Source organism: Actinomadura sp. GTD37, assembly GCF_041951365.1.
In the GTDB taxonomy this organism is placed as follows: Bacteria; Actinomycetota; Actinomycetes; order Streptosporangiales; family Streptosporangiaceae; genus Spirillospora.
Genome location: NZ_JBGNUS010000008.1, coordinates 324,223 through 343,725, shown reverse-complemented (window position 1 = coordinate 343,725; position 19,503 = coordinate 324,223). Strand labels below are relative to the sequence as shown.

General features: G+C 73.4%; 14 protein-coding genes. 5 read left to right on the top strand and 9 right to left on the bottom strand.

The window, feature by feature from the left end:
* Positions 1 to 229: 229 nt before the first annotated feature.
* From ACA511_RS33690 to hflX, 5 genes are all read right to left on the bottom strand, one after another.
* Positions 230 to 2,638 carry a ComEC/Rec2 family competence protein gene (locus ACA511_RS33690; RefSeq protein ID WP_375028727.1) on the bottom strand — a complete coding sequence of 803 codons (2,409 nt, stop codon included), beginning with the start codon at positions 2,636 to 2,638 and terminating at the stop codon, positions 230 to 232.
* A 79-nt stretch (positions 2,639 to 2,717) separates the two neighbouring features.
* Positions 2,718 to 3,437, bottom strand: a complete 720-nt coding sequence (locus ACA511_RS33685) for a helix-hairpin-helix domain-containing protein (RefSeq protein ID WP_375028726.1) — start codon at positions 3,435 to 3,437, stop codon at positions 2,718 to 2,720.
* 67 nt (positions 3,438 to 3,504) lie between these two features.
* On the bottom strand, positions 3,505 to 4,350 hold the full coding sequence (locus ACA511_RS33680; RefSeq protein WP_375028725.1) for a DegV family protein: 846 nt from the start codon (positions 4,348 to 4,350) through the stop codon (positions 3,505 to 3,507).
* A 33-nt stretch (positions 4,351 to 4,383) separates the two neighbouring features.
* Positions 4,384 to 5,598 carry an imidazolonepropionase gene (gene hutI / locus ACA511_RS33675; RefSeq protein ID WP_371948995.1) on the bottom strand — a complete coding sequence of 405 codons (1,215 nt, stop codon included), beginning with the start codon at positions 5,596 to 5,598 and terminating at the stop codon, positions 4,384 to 4,386.
* Between the two features lie 475 nt (positions 5,599 to 6,073).
* Positions 6,074 to 7,522 carry a GTPase HflX gene (hflX, locus tag ACA511_RS33670; protein ID WP_375028724.1) on the bottom strand — a complete coding sequence of 483 codons (1,449 nt, stop codon included), beginning with the start codon at positions 7,520 to 7,522 and terminating at the stop codon, positions 6,074 to 6,076.
* A gap of 234 nt (positions 7,523 to 7,756) precedes the next feature.
* On the opposite strand from hflX, the gene aceB reads away from it, so the two are divergent.
* From aceB to ACA511_RS33645, 5 genes are all read left to right on the top strand, one after another.
* Entirely contained in the window at positions 7,757 to 9,364 is a 1,608-nt protein-coding gene (gene aceB, locus ACA511_RS33665) for a malate synthase A (protein ID WP_375028723.1), read from the top strand.
* A 95-nt stretch (positions 9,365 to 9,459) separates the two neighbouring features.
* Positions 9,460 to 10,899 (top strand): FAD-linked oxidase C-terminal domain-containing protein, encoded by a 1,440-nt coding sequence (locus ACA511_RS33660; RefSeq protein ID WP_375028722.1) that lies wholly within the window; start codon positions 9,460 to 9,462, stop codon positions 10,897 to 10,899.
* Positions 10,899 to 12,095 carry an FAD-binding oxidoreductase gene (locus ACA511_RS33655; protein ID WP_375028721.1) on the top strand — a complete coding sequence of 399 codons (1,197 nt, stop codon included), beginning with the start codon at positions 10,899 to 10,901 and terminating at the stop codon, positions 12,093 to 12,095. Before ACA511_RS33660 ends, ACA511_RS33655 begins: the two co-directional genes overlap by 1 nt.
* Positions 12,095 to 13,381: a (Fe-S)-binding protein gene (locus ACA511_RS33650; RefSeq protein WP_375028720.1), complete on the top strand. Its 1,287-nt coding sequence runs from the start codon at positions 12,095 to 12,097 to the stop codon at positions 13,379 to 13,381. The genes ACA511_RS33655 and ACA511_RS33650 overlap by 1 nt, the downstream gene beginning before the upstream one ends.
* Positions 13,382 to 13,503: 122 nt before the next feature.
* Positions 13,504 to 14,223, top strand: coding sequence for a hypothetical protein (locus ACA511_RS33645; protein ID WP_375028719.1), 720 nt, complete (start codon positions 13,504 to 13,506; stop codon positions 14,221 to 14,223).
* A gap of 19 nt (positions 14,224 to 14,242) precedes the next feature.
* Here ACA511_RS33645 and ACA511_RS33640 read toward each other — a convergent pair whose 3' ends face one another.
* Genes ACA511_RS33640 through ACA511_RS33625 form a run of 4 tightly spaced genes read right to left on the bottom strand, consistent with a single transcriptional unit; the run spans position 14,243 to position 19,489 of the window.
* Positions 14,243 to 15,880, bottom strand: coding sequence for an ABC transporter family substrate-binding protein (locus ACA511_RS33640; RefSeq protein ID WP_375028718.1), 1,638 nt, complete (start codon positions 15,878 to 15,880; stop codon positions 14,243 to 14,245).
* A 32-nt stretch (positions 15,881 to 15,912) separates the two neighbouring features.
* Positions 15,913 to 17,712 carry a dipeptide ABC transporter ATP-binding protein gene (locus ACA511_RS33635; protein ID WP_375028717.1) on the bottom strand — a complete coding sequence of 600 codons (1,800 nt, stop codon included), beginning with the start codon at positions 17,710 to 17,712 and terminating at the stop codon, positions 15,913 to 15,915.
* Complete coding sequence (locus ACA511_RS33630) at positions 17,709 to 18,503, bottom strand: ABC transporter permease (protein WP_375028716.1); 795 nt, start codon at positions 18,501 to 18,503, stop codon at positions 17,709 to 17,711. Before ACA511_RS33630 ends, ACA511_RS33635 begins: the two co-directional genes overlap by 4 nt.
* Positions 18,500 to 19,489 carry an ABC transporter permease gene (locus tag ACA511_RS33625; RefSeq protein WP_375028715.1) on the bottom strand — a complete coding sequence of 330 codons (990 nt, stop codon included), beginning with the start codon at positions 19,487 to 19,489 and terminating at the stop codon, positions 18,500 to 18,502. The genes ACA511_RS33630 and ACA511_RS33625 overlap by 4 nt, the downstream gene beginning before the upstream one ends.
* Positions 19,490 to 19,503 lie beyond the last annotated feature (14 nt).

Genomic DNA, 19,503 nt, shown 5'->3' with positions numbered 1-19,503 from the left:
CACCCGCCCCGAACCACCCCCCACCCGCAGGACGCCATTCCACCGCAGCCCACAAACCCCGGCCTCGCAGACTCCCCGCAGCACCGCACATGAGCCTCCCCAGGCAGCACCGCACATGAGCGCCCCTCCGGCCACACCCAGGTGTGGAAAGTGCTCTTGCTGGGGGGCAAGTGATCAGTTGGTGAAGCACCCACGTTCTCGGGGGGAGAACCACACGTCATGTCCGTGATCAGTGGCGCGGGATGGCTGTTACGGCGGTGTTCGTGCGGACTATGGCTATGTCTCCTTCCTGGTCGGTGCGGTGGATTCGGGTGCCGAGGCCGCGCAGGAGGGCGAGGGTGGTGTGGGACGGGTGGCCGTAGTCGTTGTGCTCGCCCACCGAGATGAGGGCGATGGACGCGTGGGCGGCGGCCAGGAAGCGGGGGTCCTGGCTGCGGGAGCCGTGGTGCGGGACCTTCAGGACCTGGACGTGGGGGACGGTCGCTTCCAGCACTCGCTGGGCCTCCGTTTCGACGTCGCCTGCCAGGAGTGCGCTGAAGCCCGGCTTGCGGGCGATGAGGACGATGCTCGCGTTGTTGATCGTGGTGCCGTCGTCCTTCGGGGAGAGGAGGCGGGTGGTGCTGGGAGGGGCCAGGATCGAGAGCGTCAGGTCGCCCACACGCCATTGTTGGCCTGGTTCGGCGTGGCGGGTTCGGAGGCCGGAGGTGTAGCGGGCCTCGCGGCCCGAGGTGAGGGGCGTCGTCAGGACCTCGTGGACCGCGCGGTGGCGGCGGACGCCGGACGTGCCGTTGATGTGGTCGGCGTGCGGGTGGGTGAAGACGAGGAGCGGGACGTCCTTCACTCCGAGGCGCCGGAGGCACTGGTCGACCGGGGCGGGGTCAGGGCCGGTGTCCACGACGACGGCCTGGCCTGGGCCGGCGGCGAGGACCAGGGCGTCGCCCTGGCCCACGTCGCAGGCGACCATCTGCCAGCCGGGCGGCGGCCAGCCGGGGGCCATGGCGCGCATGGCGACGACCGCGACCAGCACGCCGGTCATGGCCGCGGCGGCGATCAGGCGGAGGCGGCCGCTGCGCAGGATCAGGACGGCCACCGCGCCGGCCGCCAGGAGGGTCGCGGCGCCGAGGCCGCCGCCGATCCAGGGGACGGTCGCGTACGGCAGCGCGGCGGCGGTGCGGGCGACCCAGATGATCCAGCCGACGGCGAGGCCGGCGGGCCGGACGATCAGCCGGGCGAGGGGCACCGAGACGAGGGCGGTCACGGCGCCGAGCACGCCGAGGAGGGTGGCCGGGGCGACGGCGGGGGCGGCCAGCAGGTTCGCGAAGACGGACACGACGCCCACTTCGCCGGAGAGCATCACCAGGACCGGGGCCACGGCGACCTCGGCGGCGGCCGAGACGGCGAGCGCGTCGGCGAGGGGGCCGGGGAGCCGGCGGGCGAGCCTTTCGCGCCAGGACGGCGCCAGGACCAGCAGCCCTGCCGTCGCGAGGACCGAGAGGGCGAACCCGTACGAGCGGGCGAGTTCCGGGTCGATCAGGACGAGGAGCAGGACCGCGGCGGCGAGCGCGGGAAGCCCCTGGCGTTCCCGGCCGGTGAACAGCGCGAGGATGCCGATCACGCCCATGACCGCCGCCCGCAGGACGCTCGGTTCCGGTCGCGCGACGATGACGAACGCCAGTACCGCGAGGACGGCGACGGGCGGGGCGCGGCGGCGGCCGAGGCCGGCGAGGCGGCACAGCCCGAGGACCGCGCCGACGACGATCGCGAGGTTCGCGCCGGAGACCACCAGGAGGTGGGTGAGCCCGGCGGTCCGGAAGTCCGCCGCGAGGGCGGGATCGAGGCGGGAGGTGTCGCCGACGACCATGCCGGGCAGTACTCCGCGCCGGTCGGGCGGGAGCCGGTCCACCGCCGCCCGCAGGCGCCCGCGCATGTGCTCGGCCGCGCGCTGCGGCGCGGACGGCGGCCCGAGCACGGTGGGCGGGCCCCGGACGATCACGACCGCGGACAGCAGGCCCGCGCCCTTGGGCGGCACGAACCGGCCGCGCAGCCGCACCCGCTGGCTGGGGACGAGGCGCAGCCAGCGGGGGTCGCCCGCGATGAGCAGCACTGGGACGCGAACCTTCGTCAGCCGCACCGCCTCTGCCCGGGCGCGGACGATGACGGTGCGCCGGCCGTTCCCCGGTTTCGCCTGCGGGTCCCCGGTCACCACCGCCTCGGCCGTCGCGTACCGCCCGGCACGTGCGAGGTCGTGGACCGGCCCGTCCTCCACCGCGGACGTCCGGAGGGCCACCCCGCACGCCGACGCCGCAGCGCACACCAGCACGGCCCCCGCGGCGACCCGCCGCCCACCCGCCGCATCGGCGCCCCGGCGCCGCCCGTCCGGTCCCCCACTGGAATTCGCCCTGCCCCGTCGGCCCGGGCGGCTGGTCAGCAGGTAGACGGACGTCAGGGCTGCGGTGGCGGCCAGCGCGTAGGTGAGTTCCGGAGGGAGGCCGAGGGTTGCGGCGGCGGCCAGCCAGGTGGCCAGGGCGGGCGCCAGCAGGCGGATGTCGTGGGTCGTCCGGGTCGCTCCAAGGGGACTCCCCTCCTGGCGGGGAAGCGAGCGGAGCCCCGCGGGAACGGAGTCGGTGCCAGGTCTCAACAGGGGTCCTCCCGGACGGGACGGTCGGCGGGGAAGCGGGACGGTCCCGCCGGTGACGGCAGGGAACCGGGCGAGGGGGTCAGACGCGGACCATGGGTTTCAGGTCGGTGAAGCGGCTGGGGCCGATGCCGCTGACCTCCTGGAGTTGCTCCACCGAGCGGAAGCCGCCGTGCTCGGTGCGGTAGGCGACGATGCGCTGCGCGAGGACGGGGCCGACGCCGGGAAGGTCGTCCAGCTGGTCGGAGGTGGCGGCGTTGAGGTCGAGCGGCATGCCGGGCGCCCCGGAGGCGGCGGGAGGCGCGGCTGCACCCGGCGGCGGTGCGGGTGCGGGGATGCCGACCGGGATCTGCTCGCCGTCCACGACCTTGCGGGCGAGGTTGAGCGTGCCCGTCTCGGCGCCGGCGCGGACGCCGCCGGCGGCCTTGACGGCCTCGGCGACCCGCGAGCCGGACGGCAGCGTGATCACGCCGGGGCGCCGCACCTTGCCGAGGACGTGCACGACCACCGAGGAGCCCGCCGCCGGGCTCGCGGGGACGGCGGGCCGCGTGCCGGTGAGCGCGGCGCTCGCCATCGGCGCCGCGGACGCGGCCGGCGCCGCGGGGCGCGGGCGTGCGAGCCACAGGTAGCCGGCCGCGACCAGGGCGGCGACCACGCCGATGAGGACGAGGGTCCGGACGTGGGACCGTTCGGGCGTCGCCCGTAAACGGGCGGACGGCGGTGCGTCGGGTGAAGGTGGAGGGGCGGGCGGCCTCACCCTCCCGATGAGGGAGTTCAGCCGGTCCTGCGCGTCGGGTCTCATAGCGTCCGACGCTAAGGAGCCGGGCCGGCCGGCCGCACCGGGTCCGGAGATTGTGGATAACTCTCGGTCAGAGTTGGGGGGCCACCACCACGCCGAGCATGCCGGGGCCGACGTGGGCGCCGATGACCGGGCCCACCTCGCCGACGTAGACGTCCTCGGCGTGCGGGACGCGGTCGCGGAGCCGGGCGGCGAGGGTCTCGGCGCGGGCCGGGGCGAAGAGGTGCTGGACGCCCAGGTCGACCCTGCGGTCGCCGGCCTCGGCGACGGCGAGCTCCTCCAGCCGGGCGAGCGCGCGCGAGGAGGTGCGGACCTTCTCGATCGGCGCGATCCGCCCGTCCGCGATGTCCAGGAGGGGCTTCACCATGAGAGCCGAGCCGAGGAGGTTGGCCGCGGCGCCGATCCGCCCGCCGCGCCGCAGGTGCTCCAGGGTGTCGACGTAGATGAGGGAGCGGGTGAGTTCGGCGCGGCGGACGGCGGCGGAGGCGGCCGATTCCGCGGTGCCGCCCGACAGGGCGGTGGCCGCCGCGGAGAGGGCGGCGAAGCCGAGTCCCATCCCGATGGTCCCGCTGTCGACGACGGTCACGGGGACGGGCGCGTCCCGGGACGCGAGCCGCGCGGCCTCCACCGTCCCGGACAGGGCCGCCGACAGGTGCACCGAGACGATGTGCCGGGCGCCGGACGAGGCGGCGGCCTCGTAGACGTCCGCGAAGCGTTCCGGCGCCGGACGCGACGTCGTGATGGGGTGCCATTCCCTCAGCGCCTGCGCGGCCTCCGCGGTGCTGATGTCGCACTCGTCGCGGGTGGCGCCGCCGACGGCGATCTGCAGCGGGACGACGGTGAGCCCGTGCCGCTCGGCGAGCCCCGGCGGGAGGTAGGCGGTGGAATCCGTGACGACCGCGACCGCACTGCCCATGGCAGGGACATTACCCGCCGCCGGGACACCGCGTCAGGGCTGGACGGGTACGCCGCCGCGCCAGATGCGGAGCGCCCGCAGCCCGAAGGCCCACGCGAAGGCGCCCTCGTGGTCGGCGTCCCACAGCACGATGTCGGCGAGCATGCCGGGGGCGAGGGAGCCGCGGTCGCCGACCCGCAGCGCGGCGGCGCCGCCGAGGGTGGCGGCGCGCAGGGCCTCGGTCACGCTCAGGCCGAACATGGCGACGGACAGCCCGATGACGAGCGGCATCGACGTGATGCCGCACTGCCCGGGGTTGTGGTCGGTGCCGAGGGCGACGGTGACGCCGCGGTCGAGCATCTGCCGCACGGGAGCGGGCGCGCGGCTGCTGTTGAGGGAGCTGCCCGGGCAGACGGTGGCGGTGACGCCGGCGTGGGCGAGGGCCTTGATGTCGTCGTCGTTGGCCTGGGTGAGCAGGTCGGCGGACGCGCAGCCGACCTCGGCCGCGACCTGCGCGGCGCCGATGCGCTCGTTGGCGCAGGCGTGCATGCGCGCCTTCAGCCCGGCGCGTTTGCCGGTCAGCAGCAGGGCGCGCGCCTCCTCGGCGGTGAAGTGGCCCTCGTCGCAGTAGACGTCGATGGAGTCGGCGCCGGCCACGGCGGCGTCGCCGGCCCACAGCCGGACGGCCTCGATGTAGTCGCGGCGGCGGCCGAAGAACTCCGGCGGGAGGATGTGCGCGGCGAGGAACGTCGCGTGGATGCGCGGCATGGACGGCTCGCCCTCCAGCGACCGCAGCATCCGGATGTCGGCGAGTTCGCCGTCGCGGGTGAGGTGGTAGCCGGTCTTGGCCTCGACGGTGGTGGTGCCGGCGAGGATCCACTGGCGGAGCCGCTCGCGGACGCCGTTGCACAGCGTCCAGGGGTCGGTGCCCCGGGTGACGGTCACGGTGGAGTTCACGCCGCCGCCCGCCGCGGCGATGGCGGAGTGGGACGACCCGCTGGTGCGCATGGCGAGCTCGGCCCAGCGGTTGCCCGCGTAGACCGGGTGCGAGTGCGCGTCGATGAGCCCCGGCGTGACGAGGCCGCCGCCGAGGTTCTCGACGTGGTCGACGTCGACGATGTCGTCGATGATGCCGGGGACGCTCTGCGGGAGGTCGGACGCGGGCCCGGCCCAGACGATCCGGTCGTCGTGGATGAGCACCGCGGCGTTGCTGCAGACGTCGGTGCCCGTCCAGAGCCTGCCGATGTTCGTCAACAGCCGTACCGTCATAGGGTCACCGACCTGGATGGAGCCGTGCGCCCTTCGGCGCGGTACCGGGTGCCGGATGGCGCTGGAGCGGGCCGCCCGCCCTCGTGCCGGTGTTCGGACCTGCCATGGCCACCTGCTCTCGATCCGAAACACCGGCTGGGTGCCGGCGACTCACCAACGGAGGGTCGGGTGGCCGGAGGACCACCACTGGCAACGAGACCGGAGATATCGGTTTCGTCACGGTAGTGCACCGGAGGGCCCTCCGACAACCTCTGCTGGCACCGCGTCGCAGCGCGCCGCACTTCATCGGCAGCCGTCGTCCCGCCCCTGGCTCTAATGACCGTACGGATTTCAACCGAACCGTCAAGCGGAATGGACAAGCTGTCACCGTTCGGCGACCAGGATGATTCTTGAGCCGGTCCCAGACCGCCCTGAAACGGCCTCCGAACCGGGCCCCGAGACCGCCGGGCCCGCGCGGGGCCCGGCGGCGCCGGGTTCAGGCCGTCGGTGCGACGGTCTCGTACTGGGCGAGTTCGCCCGCGAGGCCCGCCGGCACGCGCGCGTGCAGGACGGTGCCCTCGGCGACGTGCTCCTGCTTGAGCACCTCGCCGCGATCGTGCATCTGAGCGACGAGGTCGCCGCGCTCGTACGGCACCAGGACGTGGAGTTCGCTCTCCAGCCCCGGCAGGTCGGCCTCGATGGCGGCGCGCAGCGCGTCCATGCCGAACCCGGTGCGGGCGGACACGACGACGTTGTGCGGCTCGCGGCGCTGCAGCCGCGCGATCGCGAGATCGTCGGCGGCGTCGGCCTTGTTGATCACGATGATCTCGGGGATCGCCTCGGCGTCGATCTCGCGCAGCACCTCGCGGACGGCGTCGATCTGCGCCTCGGGGTCCGGGTCGGAGCCGTCCACGACGTGCAGGATCAGCCCGGCGTCGGTGACCTCCTCCAGCGTCGACCGGAACGCCTCGACGAGCTGGTGCGGCAGGTGCCGGACGAACCCGACCGTGTCGGCCAGGGTGTAGCCGCGGCCGCCGGGCGTCTCGGCGCGCCGGACGGTCGGGTCGAGCGTGGCGAACAGCGCGTCCTCCACCAGGACCCCGGCGCCGGTGAGCCGGTTGAGCAGGGACGACTTGCCCGCGTTGGTGTAGCCGGCGATGGCGACGGCGGGCACCGCGTTGCGGCGCCGCTCGCCGCGCTTGGTGTCGCGCGCCTTGGACATCTCGGCGATCTGCCGGCGCAGCTTGGCCATCCGGGTGCGGATCCGCCGCCGGTCCAGCTCGATCTTGGTCTCGCCGGGGCCGCGACCGCCGATGCCGACGCCGCCCGCGGCGCGCCCGCCGACCTGCCGGGACAGGTTGCCGCCCCAGCCGCGCAGTCGCGGCAGCAGGTAGCTGAGCTGCGCGAGCTCGACCTGCGCCTTGCCCTCGCGGCTCTTGGCGTGCTGGGCGAAGATGTCGAGGATCAGCGCGGTCCGGTCGATGACCTTGACCTGGACGGTCTCCTCCAGGTGCCGCAGCTGGCTCGGGGCCAGCTCGCCGTCGCAGATGACGGTGTCGGCCCCGGTGGAGATCACGACGTCGCGCAGCTCCGCGGCCTTGCCGGAGCCGATGTAGGTGGCCGAGTCGGGGCGGGACCGGCGCTGGACGAGCCCTTCGAGCACCTCGGAGCCCGCGGTCTCGGCGAGCAGCGCCAGCTCGCGCAGGGAGTTCTCGGCCTGCTCGGCCGTTCCCTCCGTCCAGACGCCCACGAGGACGACCCGCTCCAGCCGCAGGGCGCGGTACTCGACCTCGGTGACGTCGGTCAGCTCGGTGGACAGGCCCGCGACGCGGCGCAGTGCCCTCCGGTCCTCCAGGTCGAGTTCGCCCGTCATGGGCTGGTACTCGAACTCGTCCTGGGTCTGGTCCTGGGCCTGGGTCTTGTCTGCAGAGAAAGGTTGAGTCATATGTCCTCAGTAGAACGCCGCTTCGCGGCCGTATCTTCCCGGCGATCGTCTCACGCGCGTCCACGGTGGTCACGCGGTTATCGCGGTGTCTTCCCTCCTGGGTTGACGTAAGCGCGCGCGGGGAGATGTGGCAGGGATACCCGCTTTGACCGAGCCTCCCACCGCCGAGTACCGTTCTCCACGTAACAGAAGTTGAATTTCACCATACGAAAAACCGTAGGAAAGGGCGAGCAGATGGCTGGACTGGAAGGCATCGAGGTCACCGGACCCCTCGGCGATCGCTACGAGGAGATCCTGACCCCCGAGGCGCTCGGCCTGCTCGCCGCCCTGCAGCGCGAGCTCGGCGCCCGCCGCAAGGAGCTCCTCGCGGCCCGCGCCGAGCGGCAGCGCAAGCTGTCCGCGGGCGGGACGCTGGACTTCCTGCCGGAGACGGCGGACGTCCGCACCGACGACGCCTGGCGCGTCGCCGAGCCCGCGCCCGGCCTGGTGGACCGCCGCGTCGAGATCACCGGCCCGACCGACCGGAAGATGACGATCAACGCGCTGAACTCGGGCGCGAAGGTGTGGCTGGCCGACTTCGAGGACGCCAACACCCCGCTGTGGGACAACATGATCGAGGGCCAGCTCAACCTGCGGGACGCCCTCGACCGCACCATCGACTTCACCGACGCCAAGTCCGGCAAGAGCTACGCGCTCAAGGCCGACGAGGAGCTCGCGACCATCGTCGTCCGGCCGCGCGGATGGCACATGGAGGAGAAGCACCTCCTCGTCGACGGCGAGCCCATGTCCGGGTCGCTGTTCGACTTCGGCCTCTACTTCTTCCATTCGGCGCGCCGCCAGCTCGGCAAGGGCAAGGGCCCGTACTACTACCTGCCGAAGATGGAGAGCCACCTTGAGGCGCGGCTCTGGAACGACGCGTTCAACCTCGCCCAGGACGCCCTGGAGATCCCGCGCGGCACCATCAGGGCGACCGTCCTGATCGAGACGATCCCGGCCGCGTTCGAGATGGAGGAGATCCTCTACGAGCTGCGCGACCACTCCGCCGGGCTGAACGCCGGACGCTGGGACTACCTGTTCTCCGTCATCAAGAAGTTCCGCGACCGGGGCGCGGACTTCATCCTCCCCGAGCGCAACGCGATCACGATGACCGCGCCGTTCATGCGCGCCTACACCGAGCTGCTCGTCCGGACGTGCCACAAGCGCGGCGCGCACGCGATCGGCGGCATGGCGGCGTTCATCCCGTCCCGCCGGGACGAGGAGGTCAACAAGGTGGCGCTGGAGAAGGTCCGCGCCGACAAGACCCGCGAGTCCGGCGACGGCTTCGACGGCTCCTGGGTCGCGCACCCCGACCTCGTCCCCGTCTGCCGCGAGGTGTTCGACGGCGTCCTCGGCGACCGGCCGAACCAGCGCGACCGCCTCCGCGAGGACGTGCGGGTCTCCGCCGCCGACCTGCTCAACGTCAAGGACACCCCCGGCGCGATCACCGAGGCCGGCCTGCGGGGCAACGTCGACGTGGCGCTGCGCTACCTCGCCACCTGGCTGGACGGCGCCGGCGCGGTCGCGATCCACAACCTGATGGAGGACGCGGCCACCGCCGAGATCTCCCGCTCCCAGGTCTGGCAGTGGATCTACAACGGCGTCTCCACCGCCGAGGGCAGGAAGATCACCAAGGAGTGGGTGGAGCAGCTCCTGGACGAGGAGCTCGGCAAGATCCGCGCGGAGCTGGGCCAGGCGTACAACGAGCCCCGCTACGACCAGGCCGTGACCCTGTTCAAGGAGGTCACGCTGGCCGACGAGTACTCCGAGTTCCTCACCACCCCCGCCTACCAGCAGTTCCCGTAGCGGCGCGCCGGGGGCACGGGGCCGGGCGGCGCGGGCCGTCCGGCCCGATCTTGCGGGGGTGCCGGGGGCGGAGGATGGTGGTAGGGATGGAATCCATGCTCACAGGGCTCGCGGCCCGGCTCGCGGAGATCGCCGGGGCGGAACGGGTGATCAGTGATCCGGTGCGGCTGCGCACGTACGAGTGCGACGGCCTCACCAATCACCGCGCGACGCCCGGGGTGGTCGTGCTGCCCGAGACGGCGGAGCAGGTCGCGGCCATTGTGCGGGCGTGCGCGTCGGCGGGCGTGCCGTACGTGGCGCGCGGGTCCGGGACGGGGCTGTCGGGCGGCGCGCTGCCGCGCACCGACGGCGTGCTGATCGTCACGTCGCGGATGCGCCGGATCCTGGAGATCGACATCCCGGGCCAGCGGGCCGTGGTGGAGCCCGGCGTGATCAACCTGGACGTGACGCGGGCCGTCCGGCCGTACGGGTACTACTTCGCGCCCGACCCGTCCAGCCAGCAGATCTGCTCGGTCGGCGGGAACGTGGCGGAGAACTCCGGCGGCGCGCACTGCCTGAAGTACGGGTTCACCGCGCACCACGTGCTGGCCTGCGAGGTCGTCACGCCGGACGGCGAGCTGGTGGAGCTGGCGGCGGACGCGCCCGGCTACGACCTGCTCGGCGTCTTCGTCGGGGCGGAGGGCACGCTCGGCATCACCACCAAGATCACGGTGCGGCTCACCCGGGTCCCGGAGACCGTGCAGACGCTGCTGGCGGCGTTCGACTCGATCGAGGCGGGCGGGACGGCGGTGTCGGCGATCATCGGGGCGGGCGTCGTCCCGGCGGCGATCGAGATGATGGACGCCCTCGCGATCGAGGCGGCCGAGGCCGCGGTGCGCTGCGAGTACCCGGCGGGCGCCGGGTCGGTGCTGATCGTGGAGCTGGACGGCCCGGACGCCGAGGTCGCGGCCCAGTTCGCCGGGGTGGAGCGGCTGTGCCGGGACGCGGGCGCGTTCGAGATCCGGATCGCCGCGAGCGACGAGGAGCGGGCGCTGATCTGGAAGGGCCGCAAGTCGGCGTTCGCGGCGGTGGGCCGGATCAGCCCCGCCTACCTCGTCCAGGACGGCGTCATCCCGCGGACGGTGCTGCCGCAGGTCCTCGCGAGGATCGACGCGCTGTCGGCCGAGTCGGGCGTGCGGGTCGCGAACGTGTTCCACGCGGGCGACGGCAACCTGCACCCGCTGGTGCTGTTCGACGACGCCGAACCGGGTGCGGAGGAGCGCGCCGAGACGGTGTCGGGCGCGATCCTCGACCTGTGCATCGAGCACGGCGGCTCCATCACGGGCGAGCACGGCGTCGGCGTCGACAAGTCCCGGTACATGCCGCGCATGTTCACCGACACCGATCTGGACACGATGCAGATGGTCCGCTGCGGGTTCGACCCGGCGGGGCTGTGCAACCCGGGCAAGGTCTTCCCGACGCCGCGGCTGTGCGGCGAGGTGCCCGGCAAGCGCAAGGGCCCCCACCCCTACGAGGGAAAGGCGGACATCTTCTGATGCGGCCCCTGGACGCTCTGGCGAAGGTCTGCGCCGACGTGCGGCCCGGCGAGCCCGCGGAGGGCGTGCTCGGCGTCGAGCCCGCGCTCGTCGCCGCGCCCAAGGACCTCACCGAGGCCGCGGACGTCATGCGCGTCGCCGCCGAGAAGGGGCTCGCCGTCGTCCCGCGCGGGGCCGAGACCCGCCTGGACTGGGGGAAGCCCCCGGAACGCTGCGATCTGCTCGTCGACACCCACCGGCTGGACGGGCTCGTAGAGCACACGGCAGGCGACCTCGTCGCGAAGGCGGAGGCCGGGCTGCCGATGGACGTGTTCGGCGAGCGGCTCGCGGAGCGGGGGCAGCGGCTCGCCCTCGACGTGCCGCTCCCCGGTTCGACGGTCGGCGGGACGGTCGCGGCGGGTGCGGCGGGTCCGCTCCGCACGCTGTACGGGACGCCCCGCAACCTGGTCATCGGGCTCACCGTCGTGCGGGCGGACGGCCGGGTCGCGCGGTCGGGCGGCAAGGTCGTCAAGAACGTCGCGGGGTACGACCTGGGCCGGCTCTTCTCCGGCTCGTACGGCACCCTGGGCCTGATCGTGGAGGCCACCTTCCGCCTGCATCCGATCCCGACCGCGTCCGCGTACGTGACGTGCACCGTGGGCGGGGCGGAGGACGCGCATGACGCCGTCCAGAGCGTCCTGCACTCTCCTGTCGCGCCCAGTGCGGTCGAGTACATCGGCCCGGGAACGGTCTCGGTCCTCCTGGAAGGCGTACCGGACGGCGTCGCCGCGCGCGCTGGGCAGACCGCAGAACTCCTCGGGGAGGGCACCGGAGTCTCCGAGACCGCACCGGACGGCTGGGGGCGCTACCCGGACGGCACCACCCTCGTCGACATCAGCGCACCACCGCCTTCGCTCCGCGACGTCCTCGACCTGCTCGGGCGGGACGTCCCCGTCACGTGGAGCGGTAGCGGGCACGGGCACGTGGGTCTGCCCCCGGAGATGACCCCGGACGACGTGGCCGACGTCCTGGGCCGTCTACGGGACGCCCTGGCCCGGCACCGTGGCCACGCCGTCGTCCGCTACGCCCCCGAAGAGGTGCGCGGCGCGATCGACCTGTGGGGGCCGGTTCCGGCGCTCGCACTGATGCGGCGTGTGAAGGACCAGTTCGATCCGGATCGCAGGCTGTCCCCCGGCCGCTTTGTGGGAGGTATCTGATGAGCGCCCAGGACGACCTTCCGGATCTGCTCAGCGACTGCGTCCACTGCGGTTTCTGCCTGCCCACATGCCCGACGTACGTGCTGTGGGGCGAGGAGATGGACTCCCCCAGGGGCCGCATCCACCTCATGCAGCAGCACGTGGACGGCGCGCCTCTCAGCGAACCCATGGTCGAGCATTTCGACCGCTGCCTCGGATGCATGGCCTGCGTGACGTCCTGCCCGTCCGGCGTCCAGTACGACCGTCTCATCGAGACCACCCGCGCGGAGGTCGAGAGCGAGCATCCGCGTCCGCTGAAGGAGCGGGCCATCCGCGAGATGGTGTTCCAGCTGTTCCCGTACAGGCGGAGGCTCCGCGCTCTGCGGGGCCCCCTGCGCGCCTACCAGAAGTCGGGTCTGGAGCGGCTCGTCCGGCGCAGCGGGATCCTGGAGCGCATCTCGCCGTCCATCGCGGCGATGGAACGGCTCGCGCCGCCCCTCGGGAGGGCGCCGCGGCTGCCCGAGCGCGTCGCCGCGCGCGGCGGGCGCCGCGCCACGGTCGGGATGCTGACCGGCTGCGTGCAGAGCGAGTTCTTCCCCGGCGTCAACGCCGCCACGGCCCGCGTCCTGGCGCTGGAGGGCTGCGACGTCGTCATCCCCCGGAACCAGGGGTGCTGCGGCGCCCTGTCCATGCACTCCGGGCGTGCGGACGAGGCCCGCGCCTTCGCCCGCCGGACGGTCGAGACGTTCGAGTCCGTCGACGTCATCGTGGTGAACTCGGCGGGCTGCGGGTCGGCGATGAAGGAGTACCGGGCGCTGCTCGCGGACGACCCCGCCTGGGCCGCGCGCGCCGAGGCGCTCGCGGAGCGGACCCGGGATCTCGCCGAGTACCTCGTGGAACTCGGGCCCCGCGCGGAGCGGAGGCCACTTCCGGTCACCATCGCCTACCACGACGCCTGCCACCTCGCCCACGCCCAGGGCGTGCGGACCCAGCCCCGGGCGCTGCTCGCGGCGATTCCCGGGCTGACCGTGCGGGAGATCGCCGAACCCGACGTCTGCTGCGGCTCCGCCGGAACCTATAACCTGTTCCAGCCGGAGGCCGCCGGAGAACTCGGCGACCGCAAGGCGGTGAACGTCGGCGCCACCGGAGCCGAACTACTGGTCGCCGCCAACCCCGGCTGCTCGATGCAGATCGCCACCGCGCTGCGCCGGCGCGGCGCCGGCATCGCGGTCGCGCACACCGCGCAGGTGCTGGACGCCTCCCTGCGGGGACTCGGCCGCCACGCCCTCATCGCGCGCGGTTCGTAACCCGCGGGCCTGGACCACCGCCGATCCGGGCGTCCGGTATCGTGGCCAGCCACCCTTGCCGACCCCAACTCGATAGGCCGCGCTTACTGAGCCTGGAGAGGCCCGAGGGAGCACGCACCATCATGTCCAACAGCTACCAGCCGCACCGCTCGCACCGCCGGCGCAGGAAGACGAGCGCCGGAAGGCTCGGCCTCGCCGGGGCCCTCACGGGCGCCGTGGGGATCGCCGCGGTGGCCGCCGGGATCGTCTTCCTGCGGCCCGGCGGCGACGGCGTCGAGGAGACCGCCCAGCCGACCCTGGCCAGCCAGGGCGACGGCGGCCCGGCGGGTTCCGCCGTGCCCGCGCCGGAGGCCGGGCCCGCGGTGAACTTCACGACGCCCGAGGGGTACGGGTACAGCCTCGCCGGGGTCAAGGCCGGGACCGGGCGGCAGCCGCTCGGCGCCACCAAGGCGCCGCCGTCGGGGACGACGTACGCCTACGCCGACTACATCCTGACCAACACCCAGCGGCGGCCCGTCCTGCTGGACTTCCCCGGCGACCTGTTCATGCCGAAGGCGCGGATGCCCGCGGCGGCGCGGGACCGGTGCATGCCGCAGGCGGGCATCCCCGGCGACATGTGCACGCTGCCCAACCACAGCAAGATCACGGCGCGGATCGACGGGTCGAAGGCGCCGGTCGAGGACAGCGGCAGCGCGATGATGCCGGCCGGCGCGTCCTACGTGGTCCGGATCGCCTCCGACCTGCCGGTCGACGACGACATCTCCGCCGACGACCTCCGGCTGTACGTGTGGAACGCGCGCTACACCAGCGACCGCAAGGGCATCCGGCTCGCGTTCCCCTGACGGCCGTGCCAGGGCGGGGCTAGGGCCGGCGCGTGAACCCGATGTCCTGGTAGTCGGGCTCAAGGAAGCCGCAGGCGCCCATGTTGGCCAGGTCCGCGCGCGCGGCGACGAGCTGCGGACGCTGGTACAGGGGCAGGACGGACGCCTGGCGCCAGATGAGCCGGTCGGTTCTGTTCACAAGGGCGTGGATCCTCGCCGGGTCGGTCTCCGCGATCGCCCGGTCCATCGACTCGTCTATGGCGGCGGTCCCGGTGCGGGAGTAGTTCTGCTGGACGCGGCCTCCGCGCGGGCGTGCGAACACCGCTCTCATCGGCGAGACCGGGAACGAGGTGCCCAGCCATGAGAACGGGACGATGTCGAAGTTCCCCCGCGTGACGTAGGCGTCCAGCGCGTCGTCGGCCGGGATGAGGTCGATGTCCACCCGGACACCGATCCGTTCGAGCAGCGCGCGCGTCAGCTCCCCTTCACGTCGGCTTATGGGGACGCCGGACGGCACCGCGAACCGGAGTGCGAGCGTGCGTCCGTCCTTGGCGCGGTACTTGCCGTGCCGCCGCCAGCCCGCCTCGTCCAGGAGCCGTCCGGCGCGAGCCGGGTCGTACGCGCCGAGCTCTTCGGAGTTGTCCTGGTAGCCGTCCTGGGTGTTGACGTAGAAGTGGTTGCCGAGCGTCTGGACGGGCAGCCCGAGCCCGGCCATGTCGGACCGCGCGATGACGCGCCGGTCGATGCCCAGGACGACCGCCCTCCGCACGCGCACATCGGACAGGGCGGGAGCGGCCGCGTTGAAGGTGAAGTGCCTCCAGTCCGGTCCCCCTGCCCGGCGAACGTCGGTCTCGGGGACGTGCCGGACGCGTTGCAGCGCGCTTGCGTCGAGGCCGATGTCCATGAGGTCGATCTCGTTGTTGGCGAACGCGCCGGGCATGGCGCTGGTGTCCATGGCGCGGTAGACGATGCGGTCGAGTTTGGCGGGTGGGCCCCACCAGGACGGGTCGCGGGCCAAGATGACCGTCTTGGCGGTCTGGTCGATCCGCTCGATTCTGAAGGGGCCCGCCGTGATGGGCAGGCGGTTCACCCAGCCGGTGTTGAACGAGCGTGGGCTGGAGTAGGCGGCGGCCGGGTACAGCGGGCTGAACAGGCTTTTCCAGTCGGCGTACGTCTGGGCGAACGTCACCTCGACCTCGTGTTCGCCCGCGCCCCGTCCGATGTGCTCGATCAGGCGGTAGCCGCTGACGGTGGAGACCTCGTAGCGCGGGTCGCGTCCGGAGAGCGCATGCGCCTGGGCCGCGAAATCGGCGTAGCCGATGGGCTTGCCGTCGGACCACCTGGCTCGCGGGTTGAGCCTGTAGGTGACGGTCTGCCCGCGCCCGGTGCGTTTCAGCGCGGCCGACTCCAGATACTCCGGGACGGGATGCGGGACGGCCTTCTCGTCCGCGCGCATCAGGTACGGGAGAGCGCCCTGGACAACGTGCCCGACCGCGCCCGTGGTGCCGTTGACGTGGTTGAAGTTCCACTGGGACGGAAACTCCGGCAGCGGCCAGCGGAGCGTCCCGCCGTTCACGACACGGTCGCGCGGGGCCGGGTTGACGTCGGACGCCGGCAGCCGCCCGGACGTGCTGGTCTCGTCCCGCCGCTCCGCGCCGCCGCATCCGGCCACGAGCACGACGCCTAGGAGAACCGCACCGAGTATCCGTTTCAATGGTCGGCCTCGGCTCCGCCGGGAGGGTGATGGCAGGCGACCCATCGGTCCGGGCCTCCGCAGGGCTGCGGGTCTTGCTCTTCGCATACGCGCGCGTCCATTGCGGTGAGCGTGAGGTAACGGGGGCAGCGGCCGCGGAAACGACAGCCTGCGAGGGGTGACATGGGGTCGGGTGGATCTCCTCGTAGAGGGACGCGACGACGCCCCGGGGACGGATCTGGCAGAGGGATCGCGTCCAGCAGCACGCGCGTGTAGGGGTGGGACGGCGCCTCGTACACGTCGCGCACCGGCCCCGACTCGACAATGCGGCCCATGTGCATGACGGCGACCCGGTGGGCGATGCGGTGGACGACGGCAAGGTCATGGGCGACGACCAGATATGCGAGGCCGAGACGATCGCGGAGATCCTCCAGCAGGGCCATGACACTCGCCTGCGCCGATACGTCCAGGGCCGCCACGGGCTCGTCCAGGAGCAGGAGGCGAGGTTCCAGAGCGATCGCCCTGGCGATGCCCACGCGCTGCTTCTGCCCGCCCGACAGCGCGTGGGGGCGGCGTAGAGCGTGCCCTGGCTCCAGGCCCACCAGCTCTAGCAACTCCTTGACGCGGCCACCGATGTGCGAGGACGGGACACCGTGCGCGGTCAGAGGCTCGGCGATGATGTCGGTCACGCGCATCCTGGGGTTGAGCGAGGCGGCGGGGTCTTGGAACACGACCTGGACGTCACGCCGCAACACCTTCCGCCGGGCCGCGCTCAGGGACGCCGTGTCCCGGCCGAGGACGACCACACGTCCCTCCTGCGGGCGTGCGAGCCGCAGGATCTCCATCAGGGTCGTGGTCTTGCCGCACCCCGACTCCCCCACGAGTGCGAGGGTCTCACCCTCCCGGACGTCGAATTCGATGCCGTCCACGGCGCGCACGGTCCCGACCCGGCGCCGCACCAGCGTCCCGTTGAGGACGGGATAGTGCCGGACAAGACCGTCCACGCGCAGCACGACAGGACGCCCGGGACGAGGCTCGGGCGCACCCTTGCCGTCCAGGCGGGGAGCCGAGCGCAGCAATCCGGCCGTGTACGCCGCACGCGGCCGCCGGTAGACCTGCTCCACCGGTCCCGTCTCCACGACCCGTCCCCCGTGCATGACCATGACCCGGTCGGCGAACCCCGCGACGACGCCCAGATCGTGCGTGATCAGGACGATCGCGGCGCCGGTCGCCTCCTTGGCGGTGCGGAGAACGTCCAGGATCTGGGCCTGGACGGTCACGTCCAGCGCGGACGTCGGCTCGTCCGCCAGGATCACGCCCGGATCTCCGGCGATCGCCATGGCGATCATCACCCGCTGCCGCATCCCGCCGGAGAACTCGTGCGGGTACGCGCGGGCCCGCCGGGCCGCGCCCGGGACGCCGACCATGTCGAGCAGCTCCACGGCCCGTCCGGAGGCCGCCGGCCGCGCGGCCCCGGAGTGGACCCGGACGGCCTCGGCGATCTGGTCGCCCACGGTGCGGACGGGCGTGAGCGCCGGCTCCTGGAACACCATCGCCAGGTCCCGGCCCCGCACCCGCGACAGCTCGGCGTCGGACCGCCCGACCAGTTCGGCGCCGCGCAGCCGCACCGATCCCGTCACGGCGGCGCCGTCCGGAAGGAGGCCCATCACGGCGAGCGCGAGCGCGGTCTTCCCCGCCCCGGACCCGCCGACGATCCCGAGCACCTCCCCGGCCTCCACCGCGAAGCCCGCTCCCCGCACGGCGCGCACGCCGCTCCCGAAGCCGACCGTCAGGCCGGTGACCCGCAGAACCGTCACCGCGCGTCCCGCAGCGGGTCGAGGACGTCCCGCAGGCCGTCGCCGAGAAGGTTCACGGCGAGGACGATCAGCACGAGCAGCCCGGCGGCGGCTCCGAAGGGCCACGTGGCCGCAGCGCCCTGCCCGTCCGCGATGACGGTGCCGAGCGAGACGTCCGGCGGACGGACCCCGAGGCCGAGGTAGGACAGCCCGCCCTCCGCGGTGATCGCGACGCCGGCGGTCAGGCTCGCGTCCGCCACCAGCAGCGACGCCGCCTGCGGCAGGACGTGCCGGACGATCAGTCGCGGTACGCCCACCCCCGCGAACCGGGCGGCGAGCACGTGCTCGCGCTCGCGCGCCGCCAGCGTCGCCGCCCGCACCATCCTGGCCGCGGGCATCCACATGAGCGCGGCGAGCAGCGGGACGAGCACCGGCCATCCGCGCGCCGGCGCCAGGACGGCGACGACGAGGAGCGGCGGCGGCACGAGCAGGAGGTCGGCGCCCCGCATCAGCGCCCGGTCGACCGGGCCGCCCGCGTACCCGGCGACCGTGCCGACGACCGCGGCGAGGGCGGTCGAGAGCACCGCGACGAGCAGGCCGATCAGCAGCGACTTCTGCGCCCCGCGCAGGACGAGGGCGAAGACGTCCCGTCCGCCCTGCGTGGTGCCGAGCCAGTGCCGCGCCGACGGGCCCTGGCGAAACGCCGTGAAGTCTGTCTCGTCCCACCGCCAGGGCGACACGAGCGGCCCCGCGAACGCCAGCAGCACCACCGCCGCGAGCAGCACGAGACCCGCGACGCCTCGCCGTGTCACCGCCCGGCCCCGGAGCGGACGCGGGGGTCGAGCACGCCGGTCAGGACGTCCGAGACGAGACCGGCCAGGAGCACCGCGCACGCGGCGACGCAGCCGATCGCCGCGACCGCGTTGACGTCGCCGCGCGCGATGGACTCGACCAGCCACTCGCCCACCCCGTGCCGGCCGAAGGCCTTCTCGACGAACACGCCGCCGAGGACGAGCAGCCCGGACGCATAGGCGAAATACGTCGCCATCGGGATCAGCGCGGTGCGCAGGCCGTGCCGCAGCAGGGCGCTCCGCCTCCGCAGCCCCTTGGCCCGCGCGGTCCGGACGAAATCGGCGTGCAGGACGTCCAGTGTCAAGCCGCGCTGGTAGCGGCTGTAGAGGGCGGCCTGGGCCAACCCGATCACGGCCGCCGGAAGCAGCAGATGCCGGGCCCGGTCGACGACCCCGCCGAGCGGGCCGGGCTCCCCCGGCGCGGACTCCCCGACCCACACGAACACCCGCACGCCCAGGGCGCCGTTCACCCTGACGGCGATCGTCTGCGACAGCACCGCGAGGACGAACACGGGAACGGCCAGGACCAGATACGACCCGATCGAGATGACCCGGTCGGCGACTCGTCCGCGCCTGGCCGCAGCGAGAGCGCCGAGAAGAACTCCCAGAGCGCTCCCCAGAACCGCTCCGGGAACCAGCGACCGCAGGCTCACACCGACCCGGCGCCATAACTCCGCGTTGACCGACTCGCCCTCTTGCGTCCGCCCCAGGTCACCGCGCAGGACGCCCCGCGCCCAGGTGCGGTAGCGGTCGGCGAGGGGCGTCCGGTCGTTGAGGTTGAGCGCGCTGAGCCGGGCGTCGACCACGGCGTCCGGTGGACGCGGAGCCCGCCCCGCGAACCCGGCCCGAGGGTCCAGCGCCGCGGCGGCGAGCAGGTAGGCGAGGCTCCCGGCGAGAAGGACCAGCACCCCGCGGCTCGCCGTCCGCCGCAGCAGGAACCCCGCCAACGCGCCACCTCCCG